The 22,851-nt window shown below is 53.9% G+C and carries 35 protein-coding genes; 33 read left to right on the top strand and 2 right to left on the bottom strand.

Annotated elements, in window-relative coordinates; genetic code table 11:
- Positions 1-26: 26 nt before the first annotated feature.
- The 16 genes from OGY37_RS17680 (at position 27) to OGY37_RS17755 (ending at position 10,444) form a co-directional block, all read left to right on the top strand.
- Positions 27-254, top strand: coding sequence for a hypothetical protein (locus tag OGY37_RS17680; RefSeq protein ID WP_019076923.1), 228 nt, complete (start codon positions 27-29; stop codon positions 252-254).
- A gap of 31 nt (positions 255-285) precedes the next feature.
- Complete coding sequence (locus OGY37_RS17685; protein WP_286621386.1) at positions 286-825, top strand: toxin YdaT domain-containing protein; 540 nt, start codon at positions 286-288, stop codon at positions 823-825.
- 167 nt (positions 826-992) lie between these two features.
- Positions 993-1,940: a DnaT-like ssDNA-binding domain-containing protein gene (locus OGY37_RS17690; RefSeq protein WP_016156235.1), complete on the top strand. Its 948-nt coding sequence runs from the start codon at positions 993-995 to the stop codon at positions 1,938-1,940.
- 2 nt (positions 1,941-1,942) lie between these two features.
- Entirely contained in the window at positions 1,943-2,692 is a 750-nt protein-coding gene (locus tag OGY37_RS17695) for an ATP-binding protein (RefSeq protein ID WP_234692047.1), read from the top strand.
- Between the two features lie 18 nt (positions 2,693-2,710).
- Positions 2,711-3,022: a hypothetical protein gene (locus OGY37_RS17700; protein ID WP_071684485.1), complete on the top strand. Its 312-nt coding sequence runs from the start codon at positions 2,711-2,713 to the stop codon at positions 3,020-3,022.
- Positions 3,019-3,540, top strand: coding sequence for a hypothetical protein (locus OGY37_RS17705; protein ID WP_286621389.1), 522 nt, complete (start codon positions 3,019-3,021; stop codon positions 3,538-3,540). Before OGY37_RS17700 ends, OGY37_RS17705 begins: the two co-directional genes overlap by 4 nt.
- Positions 3,537-4,382 (top strand): DNA adenine methylase, encoded by an 846-nt coding sequence (locus tag OGY37_RS17710; RefSeq protein ID WP_286621391.1) that lies wholly within the window; start codon positions 3,537-3,539, stop codon positions 4,380-4,382. Before OGY37_RS17705 ends, OGY37_RS17710 begins: the two co-directional genes overlap by 4 nt.
- Positions 4,379-5,227, top strand: coding sequence for a DUF551 domain-containing protein (locus tag OGY37_RS17715; RefSeq protein WP_286621393.1), 849 nt, complete (start codon positions 4,379-4,381; stop codon positions 5,225-5,227). Before OGY37_RS17710 ends, OGY37_RS17715 begins: the two co-directional genes overlap by 4 nt.
- Before the next feature lie 228 nt (positions 5,228-5,455).
- A complete protein-coding gene (locus tag OGY37_RS17720) occupies positions 5,456-5,713 on the top strand; it encodes a hypothetical protein (RefSeq protein WP_019076548.1) in 258 nt (85 codons plus the stop codon).
- Positions 5,710-7,680 carry a DNA cytosine methyltransferase gene (locus OGY37_RS17725; RefSeq protein WP_200057369.1) on the top strand — a complete coding sequence of 657 codons (1,971 nt, stop codon included), beginning with the start codon at positions 5,710-5,712 and terminating at the stop codon, positions 7,678-7,680. Before OGY37_RS17720 ends, OGY37_RS17725 begins: the two co-directional genes overlap by 4 nt.
- A gap of 97 nt (positions 7,681-7,777) precedes the next feature.
- A complete protein-coding gene (locus OGY37_RS17730) occupies positions 7,778-7,945 on the top strand; it encodes a YdcA family protein (RefSeq protein WP_071524449.1) in 168 nt (55 codons plus the stop codon).
- A gap of 139 nt (positions 7,946-8,084) precedes the next feature.
- Positions 8,085-8,684, top strand: a complete 600-nt coding sequence (locus OGY37_RS17735) for a DUF1367 family protein (protein ID WP_286621395.1) — start codon at positions 8,085-8,087, stop codon at positions 8,682-8,684.
- Positions 8,684-8,890, top strand: coding sequence for a hypothetical protein (locus tag OGY37_RS17740; protein ID WP_286621396.1), 207 nt, complete (start codon positions 8,684-8,686; stop codon positions 8,888-8,890). Before OGY37_RS17735 ends, OGY37_RS17740 begins: the two co-directional genes overlap by 1 nt.
- Before the next feature lie 2 nt (positions 8,891-8,892).
- Complete coding sequence (locus OGY37_RS17745) at positions 8,893-9,501, top strand: recombination protein NinG (protein WP_286621398.1); 609 nt, start codon at positions 8,893-8,895, stop codon at positions 9,499-9,501.
- Positions 9,498-9,632 (top strand): YlcG family protein, encoded by a 135-nt coding sequence (locus OGY37_RS17750; RefSeq protein WP_008322465.1) that lies wholly within the window; start codon positions 9,498-9,500, stop codon positions 9,630-9,632. The genes OGY37_RS17745 and OGY37_RS17750 overlap by 4 nt, the downstream gene beginning before the upstream one ends.
- On the top strand, positions 9,629-10,444 hold the full coding sequence (locus tag OGY37_RS17755) for an antitermination protein (protein WP_073464673.1): 816 nt from the start codon (positions 9,629-9,631) through the stop codon (positions 10,442-10,444). The genes OGY37_RS17750 and OGY37_RS17755 overlap by 4 nt, the downstream gene beginning before the upstream one ends.
- 157 nt (positions 10,445-10,601) lie before the next feature.
- On the opposite strand, the gene OGY37_RS17760 is transcribed toward OGY37_RS17755, so the two are convergent.
- Positions 10,602-11,012 (bottom strand): coiled-coil domain-containing protein, encoded by a 411-nt coding sequence (locus OGY37_RS17760; RefSeq protein ID WP_032934886.1) that lies wholly within the window; start codon positions 11,010-11,012, stop codon positions 10,602-10,604.
- 220 nt (positions 11,013-11,232) lie between these two features.
- Here OGY37_RS17760 and OGY37_RS17765 point away from each other — a divergent pair, with 220 nt between their 5' ends.
- From OGY37_RS17765 to OGY37_RS17790, 6 genes are all read left to right on the top strand, one after another.
- Entirely contained in the window at positions 11,233-11,631 is a 399-nt protein-coding gene (locus OGY37_RS17765; RefSeq protein ID WP_001294160.1) for a putative holin, read from the top strand.
- A complete protein-coding gene (locus OGY37_RS17770) occupies positions 11,628-11,903 on the top strand; it encodes a phage holin family protein (RefSeq protein WP_071687785.1) in 276 nt (91 codons plus the stop codon). Before OGY37_RS17765 ends, OGY37_RS17770 begins: the two co-directional genes overlap by 4 nt.
- Positions 11,903-12,445 carry a glycoside hydrolase family 108 protein gene (locus tag OGY37_RS17775; protein WP_071687786.1) on the top strand — a complete coding sequence of 181 codons (543 nt, stop codon included), beginning with the start codon at positions 11,903-11,905 and terminating at the stop codon, positions 12,443-12,445. Before OGY37_RS17770 ends, OGY37_RS17775 begins: the two co-directional genes overlap by 1 nt.
- On the top strand, positions 12,442-12,714 hold the full coding sequence (locus tag OGY37_RS17780) for a hypothetical protein (protein WP_286621403.1): 273 nt from the start codon (positions 12,442-12,444) through the stop codon (positions 12,712-12,714). The genes OGY37_RS17775 and OGY37_RS17780 overlap by 4 nt, the downstream gene beginning before the upstream one ends.
- Entirely contained in the window at positions 12,671-12,874 is a 204-nt protein-coding gene (locus OGY37_RS17785) for a hypothetical protein (RefSeq protein WP_049041740.1), read from the top strand. The genes OGY37_RS17780 and OGY37_RS17785 overlap by 44 nt, the downstream gene beginning before the upstream one ends.
- A gap of 83 nt (positions 12,875-12,957) precedes the next feature.
- Positions 12,958-13,122 (top strand): YnfU family zinc-binding protein, encoded by a 165-nt coding sequence (locus OGY37_RS17790; protein WP_213079379.1) that lies wholly within the window; start codon positions 12,958-12,960, stop codon positions 13,120-13,122.
- A gap of 101 nt (positions 13,123-13,223) precedes the next feature.
- Here the strand turns inward: OGY37_RS17790 and OGY37_RS17795 are convergent, their stop codons facing one another.
- The gene (locus OGY37_RS17795) at positions 13,224-13,652 is read right to left on the bottom strand and encodes a hypothetical protein (protein ID WP_049041738.1); all 429 of its coding nucleotides are present in this window, start codon (positions 13,650-13,652) and stop codon (positions 13,224-13,226) included.
- A 123-nt stretch (positions 13,653-13,775) separates the two neighbouring features.
- On the opposite strand from OGY37_RS17795, the gene OGY37_RS17800 reads away from it, so the two are divergent.
- From OGY37_RS17800 to OGY37_RS17850, 11 genes are all read left to right on the top strand, one after another.
- On the top strand, positions 13,776-14,426 hold the full coding sequence (locus OGY37_RS17800) for a hypothetical protein (RefSeq protein WP_071687788.1): 651 nt from the start codon (positions 13,776-13,778) through the stop codon (positions 14,424-14,426).
- Entirely contained in the window at positions 14,423-15,994 is a 1,572-nt protein-coding gene (locus OGY37_RS17805) for a terminase large subunit domain-containing protein (RefSeq protein ID WP_047416709.1), read from the top strand. Before OGY37_RS17800 ends, OGY37_RS17805 begins: the two co-directional genes overlap by 4 nt.
- A 4-nt stretch (positions 15,995-15,998) precedes the next feature.
- The gene (locus OGY37_RS17810) at positions 15,999-17,402 is read left to right on the top strand and encodes a DUF4055 domain-containing protein (protein WP_086539039.1); all 1,404 of its coding nucleotides are present in this window, start codon (positions 15,999-16,001) and stop codon (positions 17,400-17,402) included.
- Between the two features lies 1 nt (position 17,403).
- On the top strand, positions 17,404-18,510 hold the full coding sequence (locus OGY37_RS17815) for a structural protein (protein WP_286621408.1): 1,107 nt from the start codon (positions 17,404-17,406) through the stop codon (positions 18,508-18,510).
- A gap of 222 nt (positions 18,511-18,732) precedes the next feature.
- Positions 18,733-19,485: a DUF6651 domain-containing protein gene (locus tag OGY37_RS17820; RefSeq protein ID WP_286621410.1), complete on the top strand. Its 753-nt coding sequence runs from the start codon at positions 18,733-18,735 to the stop codon at positions 19,483-19,485.
- Between the two features lie 16 nt (positions 19,486-19,501).
- On the top strand, positions 19,502-20,638 hold the full coding sequence (locus OGY37_RS17825; protein ID WP_207367740.1) for a major capsid protein: 1,137 nt from the start codon (positions 19,502-19,504) through the stop codon (positions 20,636-20,638).
- Positions 20,639-20,677: 39 nt separating this feature from the next.
- The gene (locus OGY37_RS17830) at positions 20,678-20,971 is read left to right on the top strand and encodes a hypothetical protein (RefSeq protein ID WP_286621413.1); all 294 of its coding nucleotides are present in this window, start codon (positions 20,678-20,680) and stop codon (positions 20,969-20,971) included.
- Positions 20,972-20,973: 2 nt separating this feature from the next.
- A complete protein-coding gene (locus tag OGY37_RS17835) occupies positions 20,974-21,456 on the top strand; it encodes a DnaT-like ssDNA-binding protein (protein WP_181640970.1) in 483 nt (160 codons plus the stop codon).
- A 1-nt stretch (position 21,457) separates the two neighbouring features.
- On the top strand, positions 21,458-21,811 hold the full coding sequence (locus tag OGY37_RS17840) for a hypothetical protein (protein WP_286621415.1): 354 nt from the start codon (positions 21,458-21,460) through the stop codon (positions 21,809-21,811).
- 1 nt (position 21,812) lies between these two features.
- Positions 21,813-22,412, top strand: a complete 600-nt coding sequence (locus OGY37_RS17845; protein ID WP_286621418.1) for a hypothetical protein — start codon at positions 21,813-21,815, stop codon at positions 22,410-22,412.
- A gap of 7 nt (positions 22,413-22,419) precedes the next feature.
- Positions 22,420-22,851 (top strand): DUF4128 domain-containing protein, encoded by a 432-nt coding sequence (locus OGY37_RS17850; protein ID WP_286621420.1) that lies wholly within the window; start codon positions 22,420-22,422, stop codon positions 22,849-22,851.

The following is a 22,851-nucleotide window of genomic DNA, read 5'->3' on the forward strand; positions in this document are numbered from 1 at the left end:
TTACAGTTCATATTGAGGGTTAAAAAATGCAACCAACAAGCCTTGGCGAAATCATCAAATTGATTCGCGTACCCGTGGTGGCCAAAGCATGCGAGCGGACTCCGCGAGCAATTTACAAGTGGATCAATAGTGGGTGCTTGCCACGTACTGATTACACCGGTGAGACAGCTTATGCATCGAAAATTGCTGAGGCCTCAGGTGGTCGCTTTACCACCACCCAAATTCTTGAAATCAGCAAACCAAAAGTAGCCTGACCGGCGCTTTAACCACGAAAGGGAAAGCACTATGCAATCACTTACGTACCAACAAAATACCGGATTCCATTCGTCCGCGATGATAAATCGCACTCAACAAGAGCATGGCGATAAACATGATGCCATTCGTGACGCGGTCCGCTCCTGGGCGGGCGCAGATGGTCAGGACGTAGTTACGGCTCTGATCATCGAAGAGTACCAGGCGCAAGGGGGAGACGAGATCACTTTCCCTGATGACCTCAGCCGACAGCGTCAGAAGCTTTTCCGCTTTCTGGATAACCATTTCAACAGCGAACGGTACCGCGAAAACGTTCGCCAACTGACTCCGGCAATTCTTGCTGTCCTTCCACTCGAGTTCCGCAGTCGCCTGTTACCAGAAGACAACGTTATGGCCCGTCTGGCTCGGCTGGAGAAAGAAACCAGTGAAGCAAAGATTGCCGTCGCGCTGGATGCGCCACGGCATCAGAAGCTGAAAGAGTTGAGCGAGGGGATCGTGGAGATGTACCGCGTTGACCCTGGGTTAACCGGTCCACTGATGGAGATGGTGCAGATGATGCTGGGGGCTATATGACCGGTTCAAAAATGGCGAAAGCCGCGGTGCGCGAACACCAACGGCTTTCTGGTGCAATTCATTGCGAAATCATTGCGGGGTAAGTATGCCTAACCACAAATTGTTTTGCCAGCGTGTCGGACCGCGACTGGATAAATCTTCCCTTAATTATTCTTCAGGAGGACTTAATGGCCGGGGACTGGATAAAGATGCGTACATCACTGGTCACCAGCCCGAAGGTGAACGGAATTGCGCGAATACTGGAGCGTTCACCGGAGGTGGGAAAAATGTTCACACTTTCGCATAACACCACGTTATCAGACGTTGTAACGCGTAACGTAACCCGTAACGTTACGGTGTCGTTACTAGTAACGTTTTGGTCTGCGGCAAATGAACACTCGCGTAACGGTGTATTTGAAAATGCAGACCTGTCTGATATCGATGATATTGTCGGAGTACCCGGTTTTGGGGCTGCATTATCAACCGTAGGCTGGGCCATTTATGATGCGGAGAATAACTGCGTCATTCTTCCAAACTTCAATGAATACAATACGTCAGGTGATATGCGCTCAGCTACGGCCAAGACAAATGCGCAGCGCCAGAAGGAGTTTCGTGAACGGAAAAAACTCCAGGAAAGTAACGTAACGAGTAACGTTACTAATAACGTAACGCGTAACCACAGAGAAGAGAAGAGAAGAGAAGATCTAAACCCAGAGAGAGAACGCGCGGGCGGAAGTCATTCTGGGGATGATATTTCTGGAAATCACCCACCTCTGCCAGCTATCCCTCCCAAACCTCAGAACGAGGATTTTGGGCCCGGTCTGGATTTTGGCCCATTGGGTAAATTTCCGATCACTGACTCATGGACCCCGTCTCCAGACTTCGTGCGTCAGGCTGCGCTCTGGGGTAAGAACGTCGGCACTGAGCCGGGTTACACCGCTGAAGAACTTCAGCAATTCCGTGATTACTGGATACCTGACGGCAAGGTTAAACACCAGTTGGCTTGGGAGCAGACCTTTGCCAACAGTCTGTTGCAATCGCGTGGTCACGGCCAAAGGACCGTCCATGTTGGACAGCGAGATCCCAACCGAATTTCTGAGCCAGATAAAACCATCCCGACCGGGTTCAGGGGGTAACGGTGAAAAACATTGTTAATTCTGGCAGCGCTCTTGAGCGCCTGAAAAAACTCATTCCGCCAGGCGTTCAGCCGAAGTTCACCAGCGCAGCAGAGCTGCTGGCGTGGCAGCGGGAAGAAGGCCTGAAACATTGCGAAGAGTTGGACAAGCTGAATCAGAAAGCGCGCACAGAGAAAATCTTCGGCCGCTCAGGAATTCAAAGCCTGCACCGCAGCTGCACGTTCGCGAATTATCAGGTTTCCGGGGAAGGTCAGCGCAAAGCCTTCACGATGGCAAAGAGCTACGCACAAAATTTCGGCGCTGGGTTCGCAAGTTTCGTGTTTAGTGGCGGGCCTGGTACCGGTAAAAACCATCTGGCAGCAGCGATCGGAAATCATCTCCTGTCCGGTGGCCAATCAGTGCTGGTGGTGACAATCCCTGACCTGATGCTGCGTGTTCGCGAGTGCTACGACGGTGGCCAGTCAGAGGCTTCACTTCTGGATGACCTCTGCAAAGTCGATCTGCTGGTACTGGACGAGGTCGGTATTCAGCGCGGAAGCAACGGCGAGAAAGTCATTCTGAATCAGGTTATCGACCGTCGCCTGTCGTCGATGCGTCCGGTGGGGATCCTGACGAACCTGAACCACGAAGAACTTCTCGGAGCGTTGGGCGCGCGGGTTATCGACCGTCTCCAGATGGATGGCGGAATGTGGGTGAACTTTGACTGGGGCAGCTATCGCAAGAACGTTAGCCACCTCCGGATCGTTAAATAACTTCGAGGGCAAATCACTATGGCAAGCAAATCACTGTGGGCAATTGTCGATTTTCTTCAGGTTAACCAGACCGTAACGCCGCGTCAGGTTCAGAGACTGCTGGGATGCGACTGCAAGAAGGCACACAACCTGCTGCTTCACCTGGTACGCAAAACGGTAGTAATCCGCACTGGCGAGCCGCATCGCCCGGTCTATTCGCTTCAGCCCGGTGGCGAGCAGAATATCAAGCAACTCAAATCGAAAGTGAGAAAAAACATGGTCACATCCGTATGCCGCACAAGTCCGGCTATGCAGCGTGTACTGGCGTTTTACGGGAGAGCATCAGCATGAAACCAGATGTTAAAAAAATCATCGCCGATATCAAGGCGACAAAAGGGAACCGCAAATTTTGTAATGGCCTGGCTGGCACACTCCAGGATGATAATTATGCGTCATCGATTTGCAAATACGTTAAAACCGTAACGCCGGAAAGAATCGATCTCCTGATTGAATATGCTGAAAAACTTGAAGCCGAAGTCACAGACATGGTAGTACAGCTCGCTAACGCCGAGAGCAAGTGCAGGGAGCTGGCGACGGAGAATGGGGGGCTGAATGACAAAATGAATAGGCTAGCAACCTGGCCTGGCATCGAGTTCTATTATTCCGCGTGGGAATTCTGCAACCTTGATGGAAACGATGCGCTTGAGTTCATGTGCGACGTCAAAAGCCCAGCCACCGACGCTTTCCTGGCTGAAGTGCGGGCGCAGGGTGTGGAGCTATTTGCCATCGAGTGGGGCGGCCATGATTCTCCATATGGTCAGGACGCGTATAACTTTGCAGACAAAATTCGCCAGGAGGCAGCCCAATGACAGCACTCAACAAACAGGAGCCGATCAAACATCCCGCAATTCGTTATCACGGTGGTAAGTTCCGCCTGGCACCATGGATTATCGATCAGATGCCAGAGCATGTTTGCTATGTAGAGCCATTCGGCGGCGCCGCAGGAGTGCTACTGCAAAAGCCACGCAGCTATGCAGAGGTTTATAACGATCTTGATGGTGAGGTGGTAAACCTGTTCCGCGTCCTGCGTGACCCGGAACTGAACCAAAACCTGCAGGATACCTGCGCATTGACGCCATATTCCCGCGATGAATTTTGCGCTGCGAGAGAGGCAACATCCGATCCGGTAGAACGTGCCCGCCGAATGGTTGTGCGTGCTTGTATGGGTTTTGGTTCTGCTGCTGGTATCGGAGTTCAGTCAGGGTTCCGTAGTGACAGCAAGCGCAAATACGCTACTGCCTCGCACCTGTGGGAACGTTATCCGGCAAATTTGGCCGCGATATGTCAGCGCTTGCAGGGTGTCATTATCGAGAATAAAGACGCACTGGCGGTGATGCGAGCCCATGACGCAGAGACAACGCTCCATTATATCGACCCGCCATATGTGCCGGAAACGCGAGTACAGGGTAATCGCTATTACAACCACGAAATGACCGTTGAAGGCCATGAACAATTGCTCGCTGTGGCCAGAACGATGACAGGCATGGTGATGATAAGTGGGTATGACACTGAGGTTTATAACGACATGCTAACTGGCTGGTGTAAGACAGAAAAAACATCACGAATCAGCGCAGGGCGAGGTACGAAAGTACGCACCGAATGCCTCTGGATTAACCCGGTAGCGCAGCGCAAACAGGAGTATGCAGCATGACAACTAACAACCACCCGGCGAACGGTCATGTATCGCTCGAGCGCCTGCACCAGATACGCGAAATACTCAGCAAAGCAGCAGCACAAAGCGACGGCGGTAATCTCGGCTACGCAATGGCTGATGCTGTGAAGGTGATTGATGGGGCTATTGCGGCATTTGGTGCTGAGCCTACACCAGTAGATATTGAAATGCTGGCCACTGTACTGAGAAACGCTCCGTTAGCGCCGTCAGATAGCCAGGGCAAGCCGAGAGCGCCGGTAGTGCCGGATGAAGATCCGCGAGATGCATTCGAGCGAACATTCAAAATGCCGAAGCATGTCACCCGCTGCGGTACCGGATATGCAGTAACGGCATATTCCGCATGGTTAGCCCATGATTTCGTTAGGATGTGGGAGGGCTGGAACGCTTGCCGCGCCGCCATGCTTCAGGGTGCCGAACCTGCAAGTAATTGCGATGAATTACCGCTGGACTACCTGCAAGGGCACAAAGACGGGCTGGAATGGGCAGCACAACTGGCAAAAGCAAATCATCCGGAAACTGGCGACTGGCTTTACGATGACCCTATCGAATTGTCAAAGGCGATACGCAAGGGGCCGGATATGCCATTATCCGATGGCAACTCTCCGGTGATTCAGGATGGCTGGATTAAGTGCAGCGAGCGGATGCCGGAAGACGAGCAGGAGGTTCTAACCAGGAACAGGATGGGGCATTGCTTTGTATCGTTCTTTGATGAGCATTCAGGGCTGTTTTTCGACAGAGTAGATGTGGCCGCCGCATGCTGTATAGAGCACATATTGGTAACCCATTGGATGCCACTGCCAGCAGCACCGCAGCAGGAGGAGTGAGGTGAGTACTTATCTTTTTTTCGGTTTCCTTGTTGTTTGCACTCTGTTTTGTATGGTGATGCTGTGGCGGGTGGTCAAGGTGGCAAAGTGGCGATTCAAGGCCCTCGAAATGAGTGCTGATGATTATCGGGCACTACCTGAATTTAATAAGATGTTGTGGATGATTTGGATATGGAGGCTAGAACGCTTCCCGAGATGTAATAAGCGGGCATGGCGGGAGACGAAGTGATGGATCAGCTACTGCAATATGCCACGAACCGGATAATTGAGCTGGAAAACCTGCTGCTGGTGAATGTTGAGGAAACTGTCTGGCCTGCCGAAGTAGGAATGGTATATAGCCAGATTGAAAGTGCCGGAGATCTCCCGGCACATCACCAGCGCCGTCTGAAGCATCACATCAACCGGATGTGGCTGGAGAAAATGCCGGTACCGTCGATTATCGCTGCGGCCCGGTCACTGGCCATCGCTATGGAGAAATACGAGTGAGAGAAATCATCGTTGATAACTTTGCTGGTGGCGGTGGCGCATCAACCGGTATTGAAATGGCGATCGGCCGCAGCGTTGATATTGCTATTAACCACGACGAGAACGCCGTGGCGATGCATACAACGAACCACCCTGATACATTGCACTATTGCGAGTCCGTGTATGAGGTTCGACCAAAGGTAGCTACCGCAGGCCGTCCGGTGGCGCTGGCGTGGTTTTCTCCAGATTGCCGCCATTTTTCTAAAGCTAAAGGCGCTAAACCTGTCGAGAAAGCGATCCGTGGACTGGCTTGGGTAGTATTGCGCTGGGGGCTGGATGTTGAGCCGCGGGTCATGAAACTGGAGAACGTCGAAGAGTTTAAAACGTGGGGGCCATTACTGGCCGGTGAAATGCGACCGGACCCGGACCGCGCAGGCGAAACTTTCGAGGCATTCATCGGCATGCTGACAACAGGCATCCCGGCTAACCATCCGGCGCTGGCAGAATGCTGCGAGTTTTTGAATATTTCACTTGATAGTGAGGATGCAGCTCGACTGGTTAAAGGTCTGGGCTATGTCGTTGAGTATCGCGAACTGCGCGCCTGCGACTACGGCGCACCGACAATCAGAAAACGTTTCTTCATGGTCATGCGCCGCGATGGGAAGCCGATTGTGTGGCCGGAACCAACGCATGGGGATCCGAAATCACCTGCGGTTCAGGCTGGCAGGCTGGCGCCATGGCGTACAGCTGCGGAGTGTATCGACTGGTCAATTCCGGCCCCATCGATATTCGGGCGCAAAAAGCCGCTGGCAGAAAATACCCTGAAGCGCATCGCGCGCGGCATACAGCGCTTTGTTATCGACAGTGCATCGCCGTTCATCGTGAAATGCAACCACACTACGACCAAAGGGAAATACGACTGTTTCCGTGGACAGGCACTGAGTGAGCCTTTGCAGACCATTACCAAAACCCATGGCTATGCGTTAGCCGTTCCACACCTGACAAAGTTCCGTACCGGCGCAACCGGGCTGCCCGTTACCGAACCGGTACCGACGGTAACTGCTGGTACATCAAAACGCCCGGGCGGGAATGGGCATGCACTTGGGATTGTTGAGGCTGCCATTGCACCATTTGTTGGCCGTCAGTTCGGTGCCAGCGTCGGACACCGGGCAGACGAACCGAGCGCAACCATCACAGCTGGTGGTGGCGGTAAATCTCAACTGGTGACGCCTACGCTGATTCAGATGGGATATGGTGAACGTCCCGGGCAAGAACCGCGTGTGTTGCGACTGGATAACCCGCTGGGTACCGTTACTGCAGGTGGGAATAAATTCGCGACGGTGAGCGCGTTCCTGGCGAAGCATTACGGCGGTAACTACTCGGGACCGGGCGTCGGTTTAGATGAGCCTGTTCATTCAGTTACCACGGTCGATCACCACGCAGTTGTCGCTGCGCATTTGATGGTCAATAACACAGGACATCCCGGCGGCACACTGGACAATCCGGCTCATACTGTAACGACAGGAAATCATCATGCTGCAATCACCTCTCACCTGGTAAAACTGCGCGGTACCTGCCGGGACGGGCAGCCAACCAGCGAGCCAATGCCAACGGTGACGGCGGGCGGGCTGCACGTAGGGGAGGTAAAAACCACTCTTGCTGTCGATGAATACGACGAATATCGCGCGCAGCAGACGCTTGAGTTTCTGCGAGAATACTGCGGCGAGGATTGCGACGGGCTGGTGACAGTTGACGGCATAACTTACCGCATAGTTGATATTGGCATGCGTATGCTGCAACCGCACGAGCTATACCGCGCTCAGGGATTCCCTGAGTGGTACATCATCGACCAGGACTATCGGGGTAAGAAGTATGCTAAGGACAAGCAGGTTGCGCGATGTGGTAATGCTGTTCCGCCGCCATTTGCTGAGGCGCTGGTGCGTGCTAATTTGCCGGAGCTTTGTCAGCAGAAACAAATAGCGGCGTAATAAAACATCGCTAATTCAACCCGCTACGGCGGGTTTTCTTTTTCGCTTCATCGATCCCTGCTACGATTCACTTACTTTTACTGATGGGAATAGGGATATGAAGAAAGTTCTTGTTGTTTTATTGGTGTCACTTTTTTCACTGACAGCAACGGCAGCAAACAAGCCATGCTCAGGTAAGAAAGGCGGAATATCGCATTGTTCGGGTGAAAAATTTGTTTGTAATGATGGCTCTATCAGCAAGTCCAAGAAGGTTTGCCAGAAATAGTTATCAATAAATAGCACTCACCATCAAGATTAAACCCGCTACGGCGGGTTTTTTCTTGCATTGATTTTCCATTATCAACTGTACATAATGTCAGTGTCAGCCTGAACAACTGACAACTTGATGCGCCACGGAGAGTACCATGGCGCACGAACTACAACTCATTAAGCAATCATCAGGAATCCTGATCCCCGCTACGCCGGAGACCAGCGATATTCTGCAATCAAAAATCAAACTCGGCGCCGTGCTGGTAGCCGAATTTCGTCAGGTGAGGAATCCCGCATTCCATCGCCGTTTCTTTGCGCTCCTGAATCTCGGGTTTGAATACTGGGAACCTACTGGCGGGGCGATATCCAGCAATGAGCGTAAGCTCGTAAATGGTTATGCTAAATTCCTCGCGGCATTTGGTGGAAACGAAGGCGCTCTTTTGGATGCTGCCGAACAGTATCTGGACCGTATCGCTGATAAGCGCGCAGGTAGCATCAGCATCTGTAAATCCTATGATGCTTATCGCGCCTGGGTGATTGTCGAGTCTGGCCACTATGACGCTATTCAGCTTCCTGACGGAACACTTCGCAAACATCCCCGCAGTATTGCCTTCGCCAACATGGACGAAACCGAGTTCCAGCAACTGTACAAAGCCGCACTCGATGTTCTGTGGCGCTGGGTATTGTCCCGGGCATTCAAGGACCAGCGTGAAGCGGAAAACGCCGCAGCGCAGCTCATGAGCTTTGCGGGGTGATGGCCATGAAATATTCCTGGTTTCACCATCACGAATGCACAACCGAGCATGCCGACGAGCTGGTGGCGAACTACCAGCGCCGCGGCGTCAAAGTCGAGCGCCGTCTGAACCGCGACAATATCACCTGGACTGTCAGCGTGCAGTTGCCGGAAAGCGAGAAGGCACCGCGCCCAAGCCGCGTCTGGCAAAACAAGGCGTGGGGGTGAGCATGGCTAAGTTACCGCGCCGTAAGTGCGCCAACAAAGAATGCCGCCAGTGGTTCCATCCGGTGCGTGATACGCAGACCGTCTGTGGTTACGAATGCGCCAGCGCTGTTGGCAAAGAGCAGACGAGAAAAGCGCGGGAAGATGCACAGCGTAAGGAGTCTGCCAAGCAGCGCGTCACTGAAAAGAAAGAACGTGCAGCCTGGCGCCAGCGTAAAGCTGCAGTTAAGCCGCTGAAGCACTGGGAGGATTTAACGCAGCGTGTAGTCAATGACTATATTCGCGAGCGTGACCATTATTTGCCATGCATCAGTTGCGGGACGTTCGAAACCGTCCAGTGGGAAGCCGGGCATTACCGCTCACGTGGGAAAGCGTCACATCTACGCTATCACGAAGACAATATCAGTAAACAGTGCCACCACTGTAACGTGCAGTTGTCGGGCAATCAGCAGCAGTACCGCCTTGGCCTTATCGAGAAAATCGGGTCTGAGCGCGTTGAGGCTCTCGAAAACAACAACGTTCCACACCGATACACCATCGAAGAACTCGAATCCATCAGGAAGCATTACAGCGCATTGCGTCGAGAGTTAATTAAGAGCAGGGAGGCAGCATGACACCAGAACTGATTGAAATCCTTCGCGTTCGCTGGCAGCGATTGCGCTTATACCACTTTCCCGGTTCTGTGCTGACGGACTACCGAATACTGAAGAATTACGTGAAAACTTATGCTGGAGAAGCGCTATGAACCTCGAAAACACAGTGAAATACCACTTTGCAAAATCCACTCTGATTAGCGATTCTCCGCGTGCTACCGCCTCTGATTCACTGACTTGCACCGACATCATGGCGGCAATGGGCATGACTCAGGAACGCGCTGCCATGGGGTACAGTGCTTTCCTCGGCAAGATGGGCATAAGCAATAACGACCGGGAGCGGGCGATCGGACTGCTGGCTGAGTATGCGATGACCAAATGTGACAAGGTTGCCGCACTGCGTAAGTTGGATTCCGGGGTTAAGCCTAAGGTGATGCACCAGTTGGCCACCTTCGCTTTTGAAGATTACTCCCGCAGCGCTGCGAGCGTTAAGCAGTGTGATTGTTGCAGCGGGCAGGGATTTATTGAGGCCGACGTGTTCACAATGAAATCTCATTATTCAATGAGGATTCCTCAATGGGCGAAAGAGCTTGGTCAGTCACCGAGTGATTTCGAGGTTAAACGACAGGTTCGAGAGGTGGTTCGAGTGCTGTGCTCGAACTGCAAGGGGAAGAAGGTTGTCAGTTGTGCCTGCAATGATTGCCGGGGACGTGGGAAAGCCGTAGACCAGAAGGAAACGAAGAAACAGGGTGTGCCGGTTATGACTGACTGCAAGCGCTGCGGCGGGCGTGGATATGAACGCATTCCTTCAACTGAGGCCCACGCAGCTGTTTGCCAGATTACGGATGTAATCAGCCTGGATACGTGGAAGAAGTCCGTTAAACCGTTCTATGATCAGCTGATTACGAAATTCGATATTGAAGAGGCATGGGCAGAAAACCAACTGAAACAAATAACACGATAACGGCTATGGAAGTTAATTCCAGCTATTTACTTTTCCCGAATCTGTGTTAATTTTATCCCAACGATGGGTTAATGCCTTCGTTTCAAGCCCCGCGGATAACACCGTGGGGCTTTTGCGTTTCTGGAGGTAACGGCGAGGCGCTACCCTCGCCTTAACATTAAGGGAGGGTTTTCATTACGCTATCAATCTCCCTTCCTTCAAATCTTGAAGTCCAGCCGCAGGAGCCGCAATGGTAAGGAAAGTTATCGAACCCGCTACCGACCTGTTTAAGACAGTTGGGGCAATAAACCGCGCTGATATACCCACCCGCGGGATTTTTTCTAAAGGCCGCACCCATGTGCTCGACAAACTCATCCTTTGCCCGATAAGCCGCTATTTCCTTCTCAAGTTCTACGTTCTTGGCTTTCGCCTCGGCAAGTTCTGCTATGGTGGCAGCATGGGCTTTTTGAAGTACGTCGATCTGCTCTCCAATGAAAGCGATGCGCTCGCGCAGGACCTCGTTACTTTGCACAGCAGAAAGCGCACCGATCCCGTTTTTAAGGGACGCGATAAGTAATCCTACATCCATGGTCATTCCCTAATTGTCTGTGGAATGACCAATTTAGCAATTTCCTTTGTCTGTGGAAAGCAGGGAAACCACGTGCCGGGCGTGGATAAATATCCCGGTATTGAATCGACTGTTGGCACCCGCTGGGGCTTTTTTATTTCAGGCTTCCGGGAATCATCCGCTACGTGCTTTGTTGATAAATCCAGCCCGTGAAGCCTGACCCTCTACACACGGAATAACTATGTCTGAGCCAATCACAATTGCCAGTGGGGTGACCTCCGCTACGGTAGGGATCACTTTCGCCACTATGTTCCCGGAGGCGACGCCTGGCGTAATGTTATGTGCGCTGGCCGGAGCGGCAATGTATGTGCTGACCTCAGAGCCTCATCAACTCTGGAAACAGATGCTCTTCGCGGTCATCTCATTCATGGGGGGCGTGTTCTTCTCAGTTCCCATGGCCAAGATAATCGCCGGGGTCATCAATACGGCCCTTGGCCTGTTGCAGCCGCCGGTCAGTATCGAAGTCTCACCGAATGTTGGTGCGCTTGTAGCTGCTTCCGTTTCCGTCGCAGTCCTGCTTCGAGTTGTTGCCAAGTCGCGCAACGGCAAGATGCCCGGGCTGGAGGAGGAAGGGAAATGACATGGCATTCCGTCATCGTGGATGCAAACGCGATTATCTGCATGGCGATCGTGTTTCGTCTGATGTTCTTCAGTAAGACAGGACGCAGGCACCGCCCGGGTTATGCCTGGATGGCTTACTTCCTGATCCTGTCGGCAGGCTTCACCGCTTTCCGTATTCTTCTCGGCCATTACAGCAACGTGGACCCGGGTGAATTATTCCTCAACCTGGCCATATGCATTGCTGTCTGGCGAGCTAAAGGCAATCTGGCAAAAGTCGTAAGGGCTGACTGATGACCAAAGACGATATCTTCAACAGCATTCTCGGCAAAGAGGGTGGCTACGTTAATCACCCGAACGACAAAGGCGGCCCGACGAACTGGGGAATCACTCAGGCAACGGCACGCGCCCATGGCTTTACCGGTGATATGCTTAACCTGACGCGTCAGCAAGCTCTCGAAATACTCGAGGCTGATTACTGGTATGGTCCCCGCTTCGATCAGGTAGCTACCGTGTCGCCGGCCATCGCCGCCGAACTGTGCGACACCGGCGTGAACATGGGGCCATCAGTGCAAGTGAAGTGGTTCCAGCGCTGGCTGAATGTCTTCAACGACCAGCAGAAGCTTTACCCAGACCTTATTGACGATGGTCAGATTGGCCCGCGCAGCATCAGCGCGTTGAAGTCCTTCCTGGCGAAACGCGGTAGTGAAGGGGAATCAGTATTGCTCCGTGCACTGAATTGCAGCCAAGGGCAGCGCTATCTCGAGCTGGCAGAGCAGCGCCCGGCTAACGAGTCATTCGTGTATGGCTGGGTACGGGAGCGCGTGAGCCTATGACGAAACTGAAAGCTATTCTGGCTGCTATCGGCTTCGCAATCCTTATGGTGCTCGGTGCCTTTGGCCTGGGCAGCATGCGTGGTCGCGAAAAGGCCGAAGCCAAAGTGGATAAACAGCGCACCGACGAGAACGCTGCCGCCACCAAAGCAGCCGCCGAACGCCGCGTCGAAGCAACCAGAGAGGCCAGCAATGTACAGCAGACTGTTAGCCATATGCCTGATGACGATGTTGATCGGGAGCTGCGCGCAAACTGGACCCGCAAAGGTTGAGGTCATCGATACAGGATGTGACTGGGTGAGCGCGATTCGCCTTACTGAGCACGACATCGAAGTGATGGACCGCCAGACGAAGCGCGACATCCTGGCGCATAACAAATCGTGGCAGGCGAACTGCAAACAACCAACCGATAGCAGTTTATTAACTCGGTGATTAAGTGCTAAGTTGTGGCTATTTTAGATTAAAAAATAATCAATCGTGGTATGATAGACCTCATTCTTAGAGGGGTTAAAAATATGTCATTCTTCGATTACGCACTTAAACGCGTTGAAGCGGCGACCAAAACAACAGTGGCTTGCCCGATATGCGGCCATAACTCGAACCACCCGTCCACAAAAGTACGGCAAGAACTACCGTTGCTCTGCCCTCAATGCAAATCACTGTTTGTCATTCACAGATAACATGCGACCTGCTGAATATAACCGCCTACGGGCGGTTTTTTATTGCCATCACCATGGGCAGAACTATCGTAATGGCAATATTGAGCATCGTTACCAACTTTTCATTGTTGCTGTGTATCTATAATCTCAGACGTGCTCTTATCGATTTCTTGTAAAATATGCTCAACCTGGTTATTGAACCCCTTGAATTTAATGACACGCTTAGTGATTTTTCTTCCCTCACCATTGAGCCCAAGTGACACTTTCTCAGTTGAAGCTTTTGCGCCTAATTCAGCCGATGCGGAGCCATCATAGAACTCTTCAATTTCAACTTCTTCAGCCGCGAGAATTCTTCTTGCTATAGCGAGTTCTTGTTGGACTTTTGCCTGAGATTGAAAAACTAACGACTGAAGTTCCGCCTTTTGGGCTTCATCAGATAGTTGGGCTGAAGTCTGTGCGCTATCAGTCGATTTTTTACTAAAGGCTTCAATAGCCTTTCGTGCCGCTAATTCAATAACTAAACCGGTAGCTCCGCCATAAAGTCCTAACATCAGTTTTACCCTGTAGAGTGTGGTTGATTGAGGTATCGGCAAAGTGATTAGATAACTTAACTCTAATCGAATGATTTTTTCACTTTATTTTCAGTCGTCACAATCTCTAAAAAGGAATGTCTAATGAGCAAGCCGGACTGGGAGGCTATCGAATCGGCTTACCGGGCCGGAGTGATGTCCCTCCGTGAGATTGCATCGCAGAACGGCATCAGCGAAGGCGCTATCCGTAAGCGTGCCAAACGTGATGAATGGTCTCGTGACCTCAATGCGAAGGTGAAAGAGCGTGCAGACGATCTGGTACGCAAAGCCGAGGTACGCAAACAGGTACGCAGCGAAACGGTACTTTCTGAGCGCGTACTAATCGAGGCCACTGCCGAGGTGATTGCTACGGTGCGCATGGAGCATCGCGGTGACATACGGCGAGCCAGGGAGATCACCAATGCTCTGTTTGATGAGTTGGGCGCTGAGTGTGCGGACGTAGCTTCTCTTCGTAAGCTGGGCGAGCTGATGCTTGAGCCGGACGAGAATGGACGCGATAAGCTCAACGAGATTTACCACTCAATTATCAGCATGCCGGAACGAGTCAAAGCAGTGAAAGCGTTGAGTGATGCGATGAAAAACCTTGTCGGCCTTGAGCGCCAGGCATATGACATTGGCGAGAAAGAGCCTGCTAAGGACGTCACTCACAACGTAATGCTGGTACCAACCAGCGACAATGTGGATAGCTGGGAAGTAGCAGCACAGAAGCAACAGAGCGAGGTTCTTGGTGGATGAATTACAAAGCCGTCTGGAAACCTTTGCCGGGATCGCAATCGCTCTCCCTGAGTTGCCCGTGTAACGAAATTCTGTACGAGGGTACTCGTGGACCGGGTAAAACCGCCGCGCAGTTGGCGCGCTTCCGTCGCCTGGTCGGTCTGGGCTATGGCTCGTTCTGGCGTGGCGTGATATTCGATACCGAGTATAAAAACCTCACTGACATCATCACCCAGTCAAAGCGTATGTACCGCCTGTTTAACGACGGTGCGCGCTATCTTGCATCCGCATCTGAACTACGCTGGGTGTGGCCGACTGGTGAGGAGTTGCTGTTCCGCTTCGGGAAAGAAGAGGGCGACTACTGGGATTACCACGGCCAGGAGTTCCCGTTTATCGGGTTTAACGAGCTGACCAAGCAGCAGTCGGGTGAGTTCTACGAGATGATGTTCTCCTGCCGGCGATCATCTTTTCGGCCCGAGAACTACCCGAGGGATGATGGCTCACTGCTGAAGCCGATTCCACTGGAGACATTCAGCACCACAAACCCGTTTGGCATCGGCCACACATGGGTTAAGAAGCGCTTCATTGAGCCTGCGCCGCGCGGCACCATCATTCGCGAAACGCAGAAGGTGTTTAACCCTCAGACCGAGCGAGAAGAGGACGTGACGCTGACGCGTGTCGCTATCCACGGTTCGTTCAAAGAGAACCCGTATCTGGATCCGCAGTACATCGCGACGCTGATGGCAATCAAAGACCCTAACCGGCGCAAAGCCTGGGTAGAGGGTTCATGGGATGTCACCAGCGGTGGTCGCTTTGACCATCTGTGGAATGCCTCGCATCACGTGATTAAGCCGTTCCGCATTCCCGATAGCTGGACGGTTGACCGCTCTCATGACTGGGGAGAATCGAAGCCGTTCTCCAACCTCTGGTGGGCGCGGGCTGACGGCACCACCGCTGAGCTGCCTGATGGTCGCCAGTTCTGCCCGCCTGCCGGGTCGCTGATCCTCATTGGCGAGTGGTACGGCTGCCCGCCTGATGAGCTGAACAAAGGGCTGAATATGTCATCCACCAACGTTGCTAAGGGCGTGGCGTGGATTGATAAGCGTCTGGTGGGAGAGGAGCTTGCTGAGCCTGAGGAGATAAAACTCAACGGGGTGACGCAGGGGCAGCTGAACATCATGCCCGGTATCTGCAAGAAGGTTGTTCCCGGACCTGCTGACGGGGCTATCTACAACACCGGTGATGACGAATTATCTATTGCCCAGAAAATGGAATCCCAGGGCGTTAAATGGGTGCCATCCAACAAGAAGCCGGGTTCACGCGTGAACGGCGCGGCACTGTTTGCTGACATGCTGGAGGCCGTCATTGAGGGCAAGAAGCTGGAATCAGGTATGCCAGAGAAACCAGCATTCTACGTGTTTGACTACTGCCGGGGCTGGATTAGCCGTGTTCCGGTTCTCGTTCGCGACAGTAAGAACCCTGACGATGTAGACACACAGCAGGAAGATCACGATTGGGATGGCACGCGCTATGCCGTCCTACATTCACCGCCGAAGAAAGTCGGCAAAGTCACCAGCCTGAGGCTCTAAACCCATGCCTGATATTTCAACCCCCAATCTGGACTATGGGAACATGGTGCAGGCGTGGGACATCAACGACGCCCTGATGGGCGGCACGCTGTACATGCGCCAGCTTGGTGAGGCTTATCTGCCGCGCTGGCCAAAAGAGGACAAAGAGGATTACAAAAAGCGCCTGGCTGTGGCCACGCTTCTTCCTGCCTACGAAGAGACCATCAACCAGAACGTTGGCCGCGTATTCGCTGAGCCGATCCAACTGGGCGAGAACGTCCCGGATGCGCTGCGCGAGTTCTCGAAGAACGTTGACCTGGAAGGCAGTCGCCTCGATGTCTGGTCGCAGGCGTTCTTCAGCCTGGCAATGCAGTATGGCCTTTCGCACGCTCTGGTGGATTATCCCCGGGTGGACGCCGAAAAGGTGAAGACCAAGGCGGATGAAAAGGCTATCGGCGCGCGGCCGTACGTCACCATGCTAAATCCCCGTCAGGTGATCGGCTGGAAGTCAAAGATAACCGGCGGCAAGGTGGTGCTCACCGAACTGCGCATCAAAGAGGTGGTAGTCGAAGACGGCGATGATTTCGGGCAAACAAAGGTCGAGCAGATTCGACTGCTGACGCCCGGGCAGGTGCAGATTTACCGCAAGGCCACCGGTGCCGACGGCCAGGCGAACTGGACGCTGCACGAGGAATGGCAAACATCCCGCAGGGATATTACCCTGGTTACGCTCTACACCAAGCGCACTGGGTTTATGTGCGGTTCTCCGCCGCTGTTGAACATGGCGCTGTTGAATGTGAAGCACTGGCAGAGCCAGAGCGAGCAGGACAACATTCTGCACGTCGCGCGCGTCCCTCTGCTCACGGTATTCGGGCTAGAGGATGGGCAGGAACTGGTAATTGGCTCTTCGTCTGCAACTCAGTTCTCCGATCGACAGAAACAGGGATTGGAATATGTCGAGCATACTGGAACCTCAATTAGTGCCGGTAAAGAGTCGCTAACCGACCTGGTGGAGCAGATGCGCCAGGCAGGCGCGAAACTGCTGCGCACTGACAACACCTCAACCAAGTCTGTTGACCAGACCTCAGAAGAGAAGATGCAGGAGCAGTCACCGCTCTACACCATGGCAACCAGCCTAGAGGATGCGATCGACAATATCCTGCAGATTATGGCTGAGTACATCGGTGAATCCGAAGGTGGTAACGTCGATGTCCGCACCGAGCTGGATGTCGAGTCGAAAGAGTTCAATCCTCCTGCTGCACTGGCCATTCAGTCGCTACGTCAGGGCGGTGACCTTCGCCGCATAGATGCGATTAAATCCCTGCAAAAACTCAACCTGATTGATGCCGATGCAGATCCGGAGAAGGTCCTGGACGAATTGCTGGCTGAATCATCGTCTCTGGATACCAGAACGTTAGACGAGGTATAGCATGGTCCGCTCTGTCAATGACCGCCTTCAGGACGAGACCATAGCGCATGGCCTTTATGTGACGCGCTACGGTACTGGCGTTGCCCGGCGAATGGTCGCGTTGCTGAACAGAATGGATACTGACCTAGCTTTCAAACTGCTGGTGCTTCTGGACGGCAAACGGGCTGATACCTACAGCGCCCGTCGCCTGGCATCGCTGCTGGCTGGTGTCCGTGACCTGAATCAGCAGGCCTACGAACCGGTTAACGCGGCGCTGGCACGCGAACTGACGCGCTACGTTGAATATGAGGCCGGGTATCAACTGGACCTGTACAGCAGCATCATCCCGCAGCAGATCCTTAAACACGTTCCGCTGCAAAGCATTGCACCTGAGCAGGTCTACGCAGCAGCAGCAGCGCAGCCGTTCCAGGGGCGATTACTGAAGGAGTGGGGCCAGAAGCTTGAAGCCGACCGTCTGGACAAAATCACCAATGCTGTGCGCTCCGGCTTCCTACAGGGCGAAACGGTAGAGCAGATTGTCCGACGGGTCGCCGGCACGCCAAAGCTTAACCGTGAAGATGGGGTTATCAACTCATCCCGGCGCGACCTGGCGGTGGTAACCCGCACCGCGGTGAACCATATGGCAGCCACGGCGCGACAGGAGTTCGCCCAAAGCAATAGCGATATCGTCAAAGCCAAGCAGTGGTCATCCACGCTGGACACGCATACCAGTCAGTGGTGCATCATCCGCGACCGCAAGCTCTACACCCTCGACGGCAAGCCGCTGGGGCATGTGGTGCCGTATCTGCGCGGCCCCGGCAAAATTCACTTCTGCTGCCGCTCCGGCGAAATCCTGATCACAAAGTCATGGGAAGAGCTAATGATCCCCCGTGATGAGCTGAGCACCGCCACGCGCGCGTCGATGGATGGGCAGGTGCCAGCGCATACCAGCTATGCCGACTGGCTCGCCAGGCAGCCATACGCGCGGCAGGAGCAGGTGCTGGGCGTTACTCGCGCGCAGATGCTGCGTGACGGCAAAATCACCGTACCGGAGATGTTCAACGATGCCGGGGAGTACCTGACCCTGGACGAACTGCGCCGGGTGGATACGGCGGCGTTTAAGGGGTGATCATGCCTCAGATAATGGTTGGCTTGGTCTCGATTGCATTGGGGCTGGCGGCAATAATCATATCCTCGCGAAGTATCTACGAAATGTGGCGCTTCATGAGGGAGCAAAAGAACAAATAGGTCGCTTCGGCGGCCTTTTTTTATGCCTGCCGCTAAGCGGATGCGACGCGGTGCCCGGGTCGGATGACCCTTTACGTATGGCCGGAAGGCTGGAGCAAAAACAATGAAACTGAAACTTGATGCTAACGGAAATGTGGTCGTTGAAAACGGTATGCCTGTGTACATCCATGATGACGGCAAAGAAATCCCGTTCGATGCGGTCGCAGCGATGACCAAAATCACCTCTCTGAATGGCGAGGCAAAAACTCACCGTGAAGCGAAGGAAGCGGCGGTAGCCAATCTCGCGAAATTCTCTGGCATCACCGACCCGGCCAAGGCGCTCGAAGCTCTGGAAATGATGACCAAAATCGACCAGAAAAAACTGATCGATGCTGGTGCTGTTGACCAGGTAAAGGCGGAGATCACCAAAGTTTTCCAACAGCAGCTGGACGAAGCGAACGGCAAGACCCAGCAGCTGGAAACTCAACTCTACGACGAGATGATCGGCGGCCGCTTTGGTGGCTCTAAGTTCATTTCCGAGAAGATGGCGATCCCGACTGAGTTCGTTCGTTCCTACTTCGGTCAGAACTTCAAAATCGAAGAAGGGAAGGTTGTGGCCTACGACGGCCAGGGCAATAAGGTGTTCTCACGCGCCAAGCCCGGCGAGTTAGCCAGCTTTGATGAGGCCCTGGAGTCTCTGGTCGAGTCGCATCCGCAGAAAGATTACATCCTCAAAGCGTCCGGCAACAGCGGTGGTGGTTCTCACCAGTCACAGCATCAGGCCGGGCAAAAAACCATGAAGCGCGCTGCTTTTGACGCCTTACCGCCAGTTGAACAACAAACGGTAATTGGCGGCGGCACGAGCATCGTTGATTAATTGAAAGGAAACCTGAATGTCCAATACCCTTACTGGCCTCATCCCAACCATCTTCACCGCGCTTAATCGCGTATCCCGCGAGCAGGTGGGCTTTATCCCCGCGGTGGCCCGTAACGCTAAGGCCGATGCCGCAGCAAAAGACCAGACCGTGACCGCGCCCGTTGCACCGAAAACCACCACCGTTGATATCACCCCGGCGGCAATCGCGCCAAACGACGGCGATCAGAACATCGGTACCGTGGACGTCAAGATCACCAAATCCAAAATGGCCCCAGTCAAATGGAATGGTGAAGAGCAGCTTGCTATCGGGCCATCAGGTACCTATGACATTGTCCTGGCTGACCAGTTCTCTCAGGCCTTCCGCGCGCTGAGCAACGAAATGGATGCTGACCTGGCAGCGCTGGCCTACAAATCTTCCCGCGCCGTCGGAACGCCTAAAGACACCCCGTTTAGCATCAAAGACGACCTGTCTGATGCAGCGAACGCTCGCCAAATTCTGACCGATAACGGCGCCCCTACCACTGACCTTCGCATGGTGCTGGGCGGCGAAGCGATGGCGTCCATCCGTGGTAAGCAGTCCGTACTGTTCAAAGCAAACGAAGCCGGTACCGATCAGTTGCTGCGCGAAGGCATCATCGGCCGTGTGATGGGTTTTAACCTGCATGAATCTGCCAACATCAAGCGTACCGCGAAAAGCACTGCGGCGGGTTATAAGGTAAACGGCGCGAAGAAAGAGGGCGACATCATTATTGCTATCTCTGCTGGCACTGGCGGTATTGCTGCCGGGACCGCAGTGAAGTTCGATGGCGATGACAACCAGTACATGGTCGTAGCGGCAACCTCTTCGACTATCACCATCGGCGCACCGGGCCTGCGTCAGGATCTGGCAGATCAGGCAACTGTCACTGTGCTGAGCGAGTTCGTGCCAAACGTTGCCTTTGACCGTAACGCATTCCTGCTGGCTTGCCGTACTCCGGCCATGCCAAAAGGCGGCGATACCGCTGACGACGTGATGAACGTAACCGATCCGATCTCTGGTATTACCTTCCAGATCGCGCTGTACCGCCAGTACCGTCAGGTGCGTTACGAGGTTGGTGTGGCGTGGGGTGTGGCCTCCGTTCAGCCTGAACACTCTACCATCATCATGGGTTAACCCAGGGGGCTTCGGCCCCTTTGTTATTCAGGAGGCCCGATGGCCGGATTAACCAAAGAGCAGCGTGCGCAGCGTGAAGCGGAAAATCTTGCAGCTCAGCAGGCCGCTGATAATAACCCTGCCCAGCAGGAACAGCAGCAGGAACAGCAGCAGGAACAGCAGCAGGAACAGCAGCAGGAACAGCAGCAGGAACAGCAGCAGGAACAGCCTGGTATTGAGCTGGTTGTCATGGTGCGTGATATTCCAGAGTTTCCCAACGGTCCGCTAAGCGCTGAGGTTCACCCTGCTGAAGTGGATAACTGGCTGGCGCTGGACTGGCGTCTGGAGGAATAACCATGCTGGTTGCCGATCCCCATTCTCCTGACTTCAACAGTTACGCCAGCGTTGTTGACCTGCGCGCGTTCGCGGCGGGGCGCGGATATACCGTACCTGCCGATGATGGTGAGTGCGGGCAGATGCTGATGCAGGCAATGGATTATCTGGAAGGTAAGTCATGGCGCGGGCAGCGCAGCGTTGCTTCACAGCCGCTGTCCTGGCCTCGCTCTGGCGTGCGCTTCGATGGCGTTGACCTGCCGGATGACTCCATCCCGCAGCGCCTCGTTGATACGCAGTGCCGTCTGGCTATCGAGTCGCAGGAGATTGACCTCACGCCGTCGGTAGCTGGTGGTGGTGCAGTGACGATGGAGCGCGTCGAGGGCGCTGTGACAGTTCAGTACGAACCGGGCACGAACAAGACTGCGCCGTCGTTCCCCTGGTTTTATTCCTCGCTGCGCGGGCTGGTGGTCGGTGGCAATCAGATCCGTATCGAAAGGGGGTGATATGCCAATCGACTATCGGCGCATGCGCGCTACGGCAACGCGGCTCCTGAAGAATAACGGCAAATCCTACCAACTGACCCGAGGCGGTACCACCACCCGCGATCAGTACGGGAAAGAGATTACCACCGAGCCTGTTATCGCGACCGTTATCGGCGTTATCACTGAATACTCCACTCGTGAAATCGACGGCTCTCTGATTGCTACAGGCGATAAGAAGCTGGCGGCCACGTTTGAAACTGAGGTGCGCATCGGTGACATCATTGATATCGACGGCCAAAAGTGGCGCGTGGTACAGCCGAATCCGGTTAAGCCGGCAGACGTGTTGATCTCCTATAACATCCAGCTAAGGACCTGATATGACCAGCTCCGTAAATCAGCCGTTCCTGGCTGCTATTCAGCTGTTCGTTGATGGCTCAAAGCAGGAGGTTGACGAGGCGGTGCGCCGGACGGGTATCAAAATCCTGGGTAGATTGGTGGAGATGTCACCAGTCGGGCAGCCGGAGACCTGGCAAGTGAACCAAACCGCCTCTGTTTATAACACTGCAGTGCGTGAACATAATGCTGCCCTTCGCGATGATCCTGCCAACCTGACCAAATCGGGACGACTTAAGCGCGGTTTGCGTGTAAACGACTCGATGGATATCAAAAAGCCTGAGGGTTATGTCGGTGGTCGGTTCAAGAACAACTGGTATGTCGGGTTCGATAGCCAGCCAACAGAGACGAACGATACCCCGGACGCTTCGGGGCAGGGTTCAAACTCCCGCGGTCTGGCGGTGCTTGAGGTGTTCAGAGTAGGGCAAGTGAGCACGATTTACTTCACTAACAACCTGCCATATGCCCAGGCACTGGAGAACGGACATTCAAACCAGGCGCCCGGCGGTATGGTCGGGTTGACCGTATTGGATGCAGCCCAATACTTCCGCGAGGCAATGAACGAGGTGCGCAATGGCAGGTGACCAGTCCATGCGAATTGCTGAATTGCTGGAGAGCCGGGTGGCGATTATCGCTGAGTCGCTCGGATTGCCGATCGCCTGGCCAAACATCGCCTTTACCCCGCCTGATGATGCCCCTTACGGGCGCGTTTATGTCTTACCTGCGCAAACAGTGGGGCAGGACCTTGAAGGCCAGTTGCGTACATACCAGGGCATTCTCCAGCTCAATATCATTGCACCAGCAGGTAGCGGTGTGACTCTGGCCAGAGGGCTGGCAAAGTCTGTCGCAGATGCTTTTCCCGAAGGGCTGCCGCTGGTGGATGGTGACCTGACCGTTTATATCAATGGCCCGCCGCAGGTGCGCCAACCAATACAGGATCGCCCCACATCATCACCCAACGGCAGTAGTGGTTCCATCACCTATACCACCCCCGTCAGCATGCAGTACCGCGCTGATTACTGA

This window comes from Citrobacter sp. Cpo030 (assembly GCF_030333005.1).
Taxonomy (GTDB): Bacteria; Pseudomonadota; Gammaproteobacteria; order Enterobacterales; family Enterobacteriaceae; genus Citrobacter; species Citrobacter portucalensis.

Excerpts from the sequence above, each read along its gene's own strand:
- OGY37_RS17680 (WP_019076923.1), top strand. The coding sequence starts at position 27 with ATGCAACCAACAAGCCTTGGCGAAATCATCAAATTGATTCGCGTACCC.
- OGY37_RS17685 (WP_286621386.1), top strand. The coding sequence starts at position 286 with ATGCAATCACTTACGTACCAACAAAATACCGGATTCCATTCGTCCGCG.
- OGY37_RS17690 (WP_016156235.1), top strand. The coding sequence starts at position 993 with ATGGCCGGGGACTGGATAAAGATGCGTACATCACTGGTCACCAGCCCG.
- OGY37_RS17700 (WP_071684485.1), top strand. The coding sequence starts at position 2,711 with ATGGCAAGCAAATCACTGTGGGCAATTGTCGATTTTCTTCAGGTTAAC.
- OGY37_RS17705 (WP_286621389.1), top strand. The coding sequence starts at position 3,019 with ATGAAACCAGATGTTAAAAAAATCATCGCCGATATCAAGGCGACAAAA.
- OGY37_RS17710 (WP_286621391.1), top strand. The coding sequence starts at position 3,537 with ATGACAGCACTCAACAAACAGGAGCCGATCAAACATCCCGCAATTCGT.
- OGY37_RS17715 (WP_286621393.1), top strand. The coding sequence starts at position 4,379 with ATGACAACTAACAACCACCCGGCGAACGGTCATGTATCGCTCGAGCGC.
- OGY37_RS17720 (WP_019076548.1), top strand. The coding sequence starts at position 5,456 with ATGGATCAGCTACTGCAATATGCCACGAACCGGATAATTGAGCTGGAA.
- OGY37_RS17730 (WP_071524449.1), top strand. The coding sequence starts at position 7,778 with ATGAAGAAAGTTCTTGTTGTTTTATTGGTGTCACTTTTTTCACTGACA.
- OGY37_RS17735 (WP_286621395.1), top strand. The coding sequence starts at position 8,085 with ATGGCGCACGAACTACAACTCATTAAGCAATCATCAGGAATCCTGATC.
- OGY37_RS17740 (WP_286621396.1), top strand. The coding sequence starts at position 8,684 with ATGGCCATGAAATATTCCTGGTTTCACCATCACGAATGCACAACCGAG.
- OGY37_RS17745 (WP_286621398.1), top strand. The coding sequence starts at position 8,893 with ATGGCTAAGTTACCGCGCCGTAAGTGCGCCAACAAAGAATGCCGCCAG.
- OGY37_RS17750 (WP_008322465.1), top strand. The coding sequence starts at position 9,498 with ATGACACCAGAACTGATTGAAATCCTTCGCGTTCGCTGGCAGCGATTG.
- OGY37_RS17755 (WP_073464673.1), top strand. The coding sequence starts at position 9,629 with ATGAACCTCGAAAACACAGTGAAATACCACTTTGCAAAATCCACTCTG.
- OGY37_RS17760 (WP_032934886.1), bottom strand. The coding sequence starts at position 11,012 with ATGGATGTAGGATTACTTATCGCGTCCCTTAAAAACGGGATCGGTGCG.
- OGY37_RS17765 (WP_001294160.1), top strand. The coding sequence starts at position 11,233 with ATGTCTGAGCCAATCACAATTGCCAGTGGGGTGACCTCCGCTACGGTA.
- OGY37_RS17770 (WP_071687785.1), top strand. The coding sequence starts at position 11,628 with ATGACATGGCATTCCGTCATCGTGGATGCAAACGCGATTATCTGCATG.
- OGY37_RS17775 (WP_071687786.1), top strand. The coding sequence starts at position 11,903 with ATGACCAAAGACGATATCTTCAACAGCATTCTCGGCAAAGAGGGTGGC.
- OGY37_RS17780 (WP_286621403.1), top strand. The coding sequence starts at position 12,442 with ATGACGAAACTGAAAGCTATTCTGGCTGCTATCGGCTTCGCAATCCTT.
- OGY37_RS17785 (WP_049041740.1), top strand. The coding sequence starts at position 12,671 with ATGTTGATCGGGAGCTGCGCGCAAACTGGACCCGCAAAGGTTGAGGTC.
- OGY37_RS17790 (WP_213079379.1), top strand. The coding sequence starts at position 12,958 with ATGTCATTCTTCGATTACGCACTTAAACGCGTTGAAGCGGCGACCAAA.
- OGY37_RS17795 (WP_049041738.1), bottom strand. The coding sequence starts at position 13,652 with ATGTTAGGACTTTATGGCGGAGCTACCGGTTTAGTTATTGAATTAGCG.
- OGY37_RS17800 (WP_071687788.1), top strand. The coding sequence starts at position 13,776 with ATGAGCAAGCCGGACTGGGAGGCTATCGAATCGGCTTACCGGGCCGGA.
- OGY37_RS17805 (WP_047416709.1), top strand. The coding sequence starts at position 14,423 with ATGAATTACAAAGCCGTCTGGAAACCTTTGCCGGGATCGCAATCGCTC.
- OGY37_RS17810 (WP_086539039.1), top strand. The coding sequence starts at position 15,999 with ATGCCTGATATTTCAACCCCCAATCTGGACTATGGGAACATGGTGCAG.
- OGY37_RS17815 (WP_286621408.1), top strand. The coding sequence starts at position 17,404 with ATGGTCCGCTCTGTCAATGACCGCCTTCAGGACGAGACCATAGCGCAT.
- OGY37_RS17820 (WP_286621410.1), top strand. The coding sequence starts at position 18,733 with ATGAAACTGAAACTTGATGCTAACGGAAATGTGGTCGTTGAAAACGGT.
- OGY37_RS17825 (WP_207367740.1), top strand. The coding sequence starts at position 19,502 with ATGTCCAATACCCTTACTGGCCTCATCCCAACCATCTTCACCGCGCTT.
- OGY37_RS17830 (WP_286621413.1), top strand. The coding sequence starts at position 20,678 with ATGGCCGGATTAACCAAAGAGCAGCGTGCGCAGCGTGAAGCGGAAAAT.
- OGY37_RS17835 (WP_181640970.1), top strand. The coding sequence starts at position 20,974 with ATGCTGGTTGCCGATCCCCATTCTCCTGACTTCAACAGTTACGCCAGC.
- OGY37_RS17840 (WP_286621415.1), top strand. The coding sequence starts at position 21,458 with ATGCCAATCGACTATCGGCGCATGCGCGCTACGGCAACGCGGCTCCTG.
- OGY37_RS17845 (WP_286621418.1), top strand. The coding sequence starts at position 21,813 with ATGACCAGCTCCGTAAATCAGCCGTTCCTGGCTGCTATTCAGCTGTTC.
- OGY37_RS17850 (WP_286621420.1), top strand. The coding sequence starts at position 22,420 with ATGCGAATTGCTGAATTGCTGGAGAGCCGGGTGGCGATTATCGCTGAG.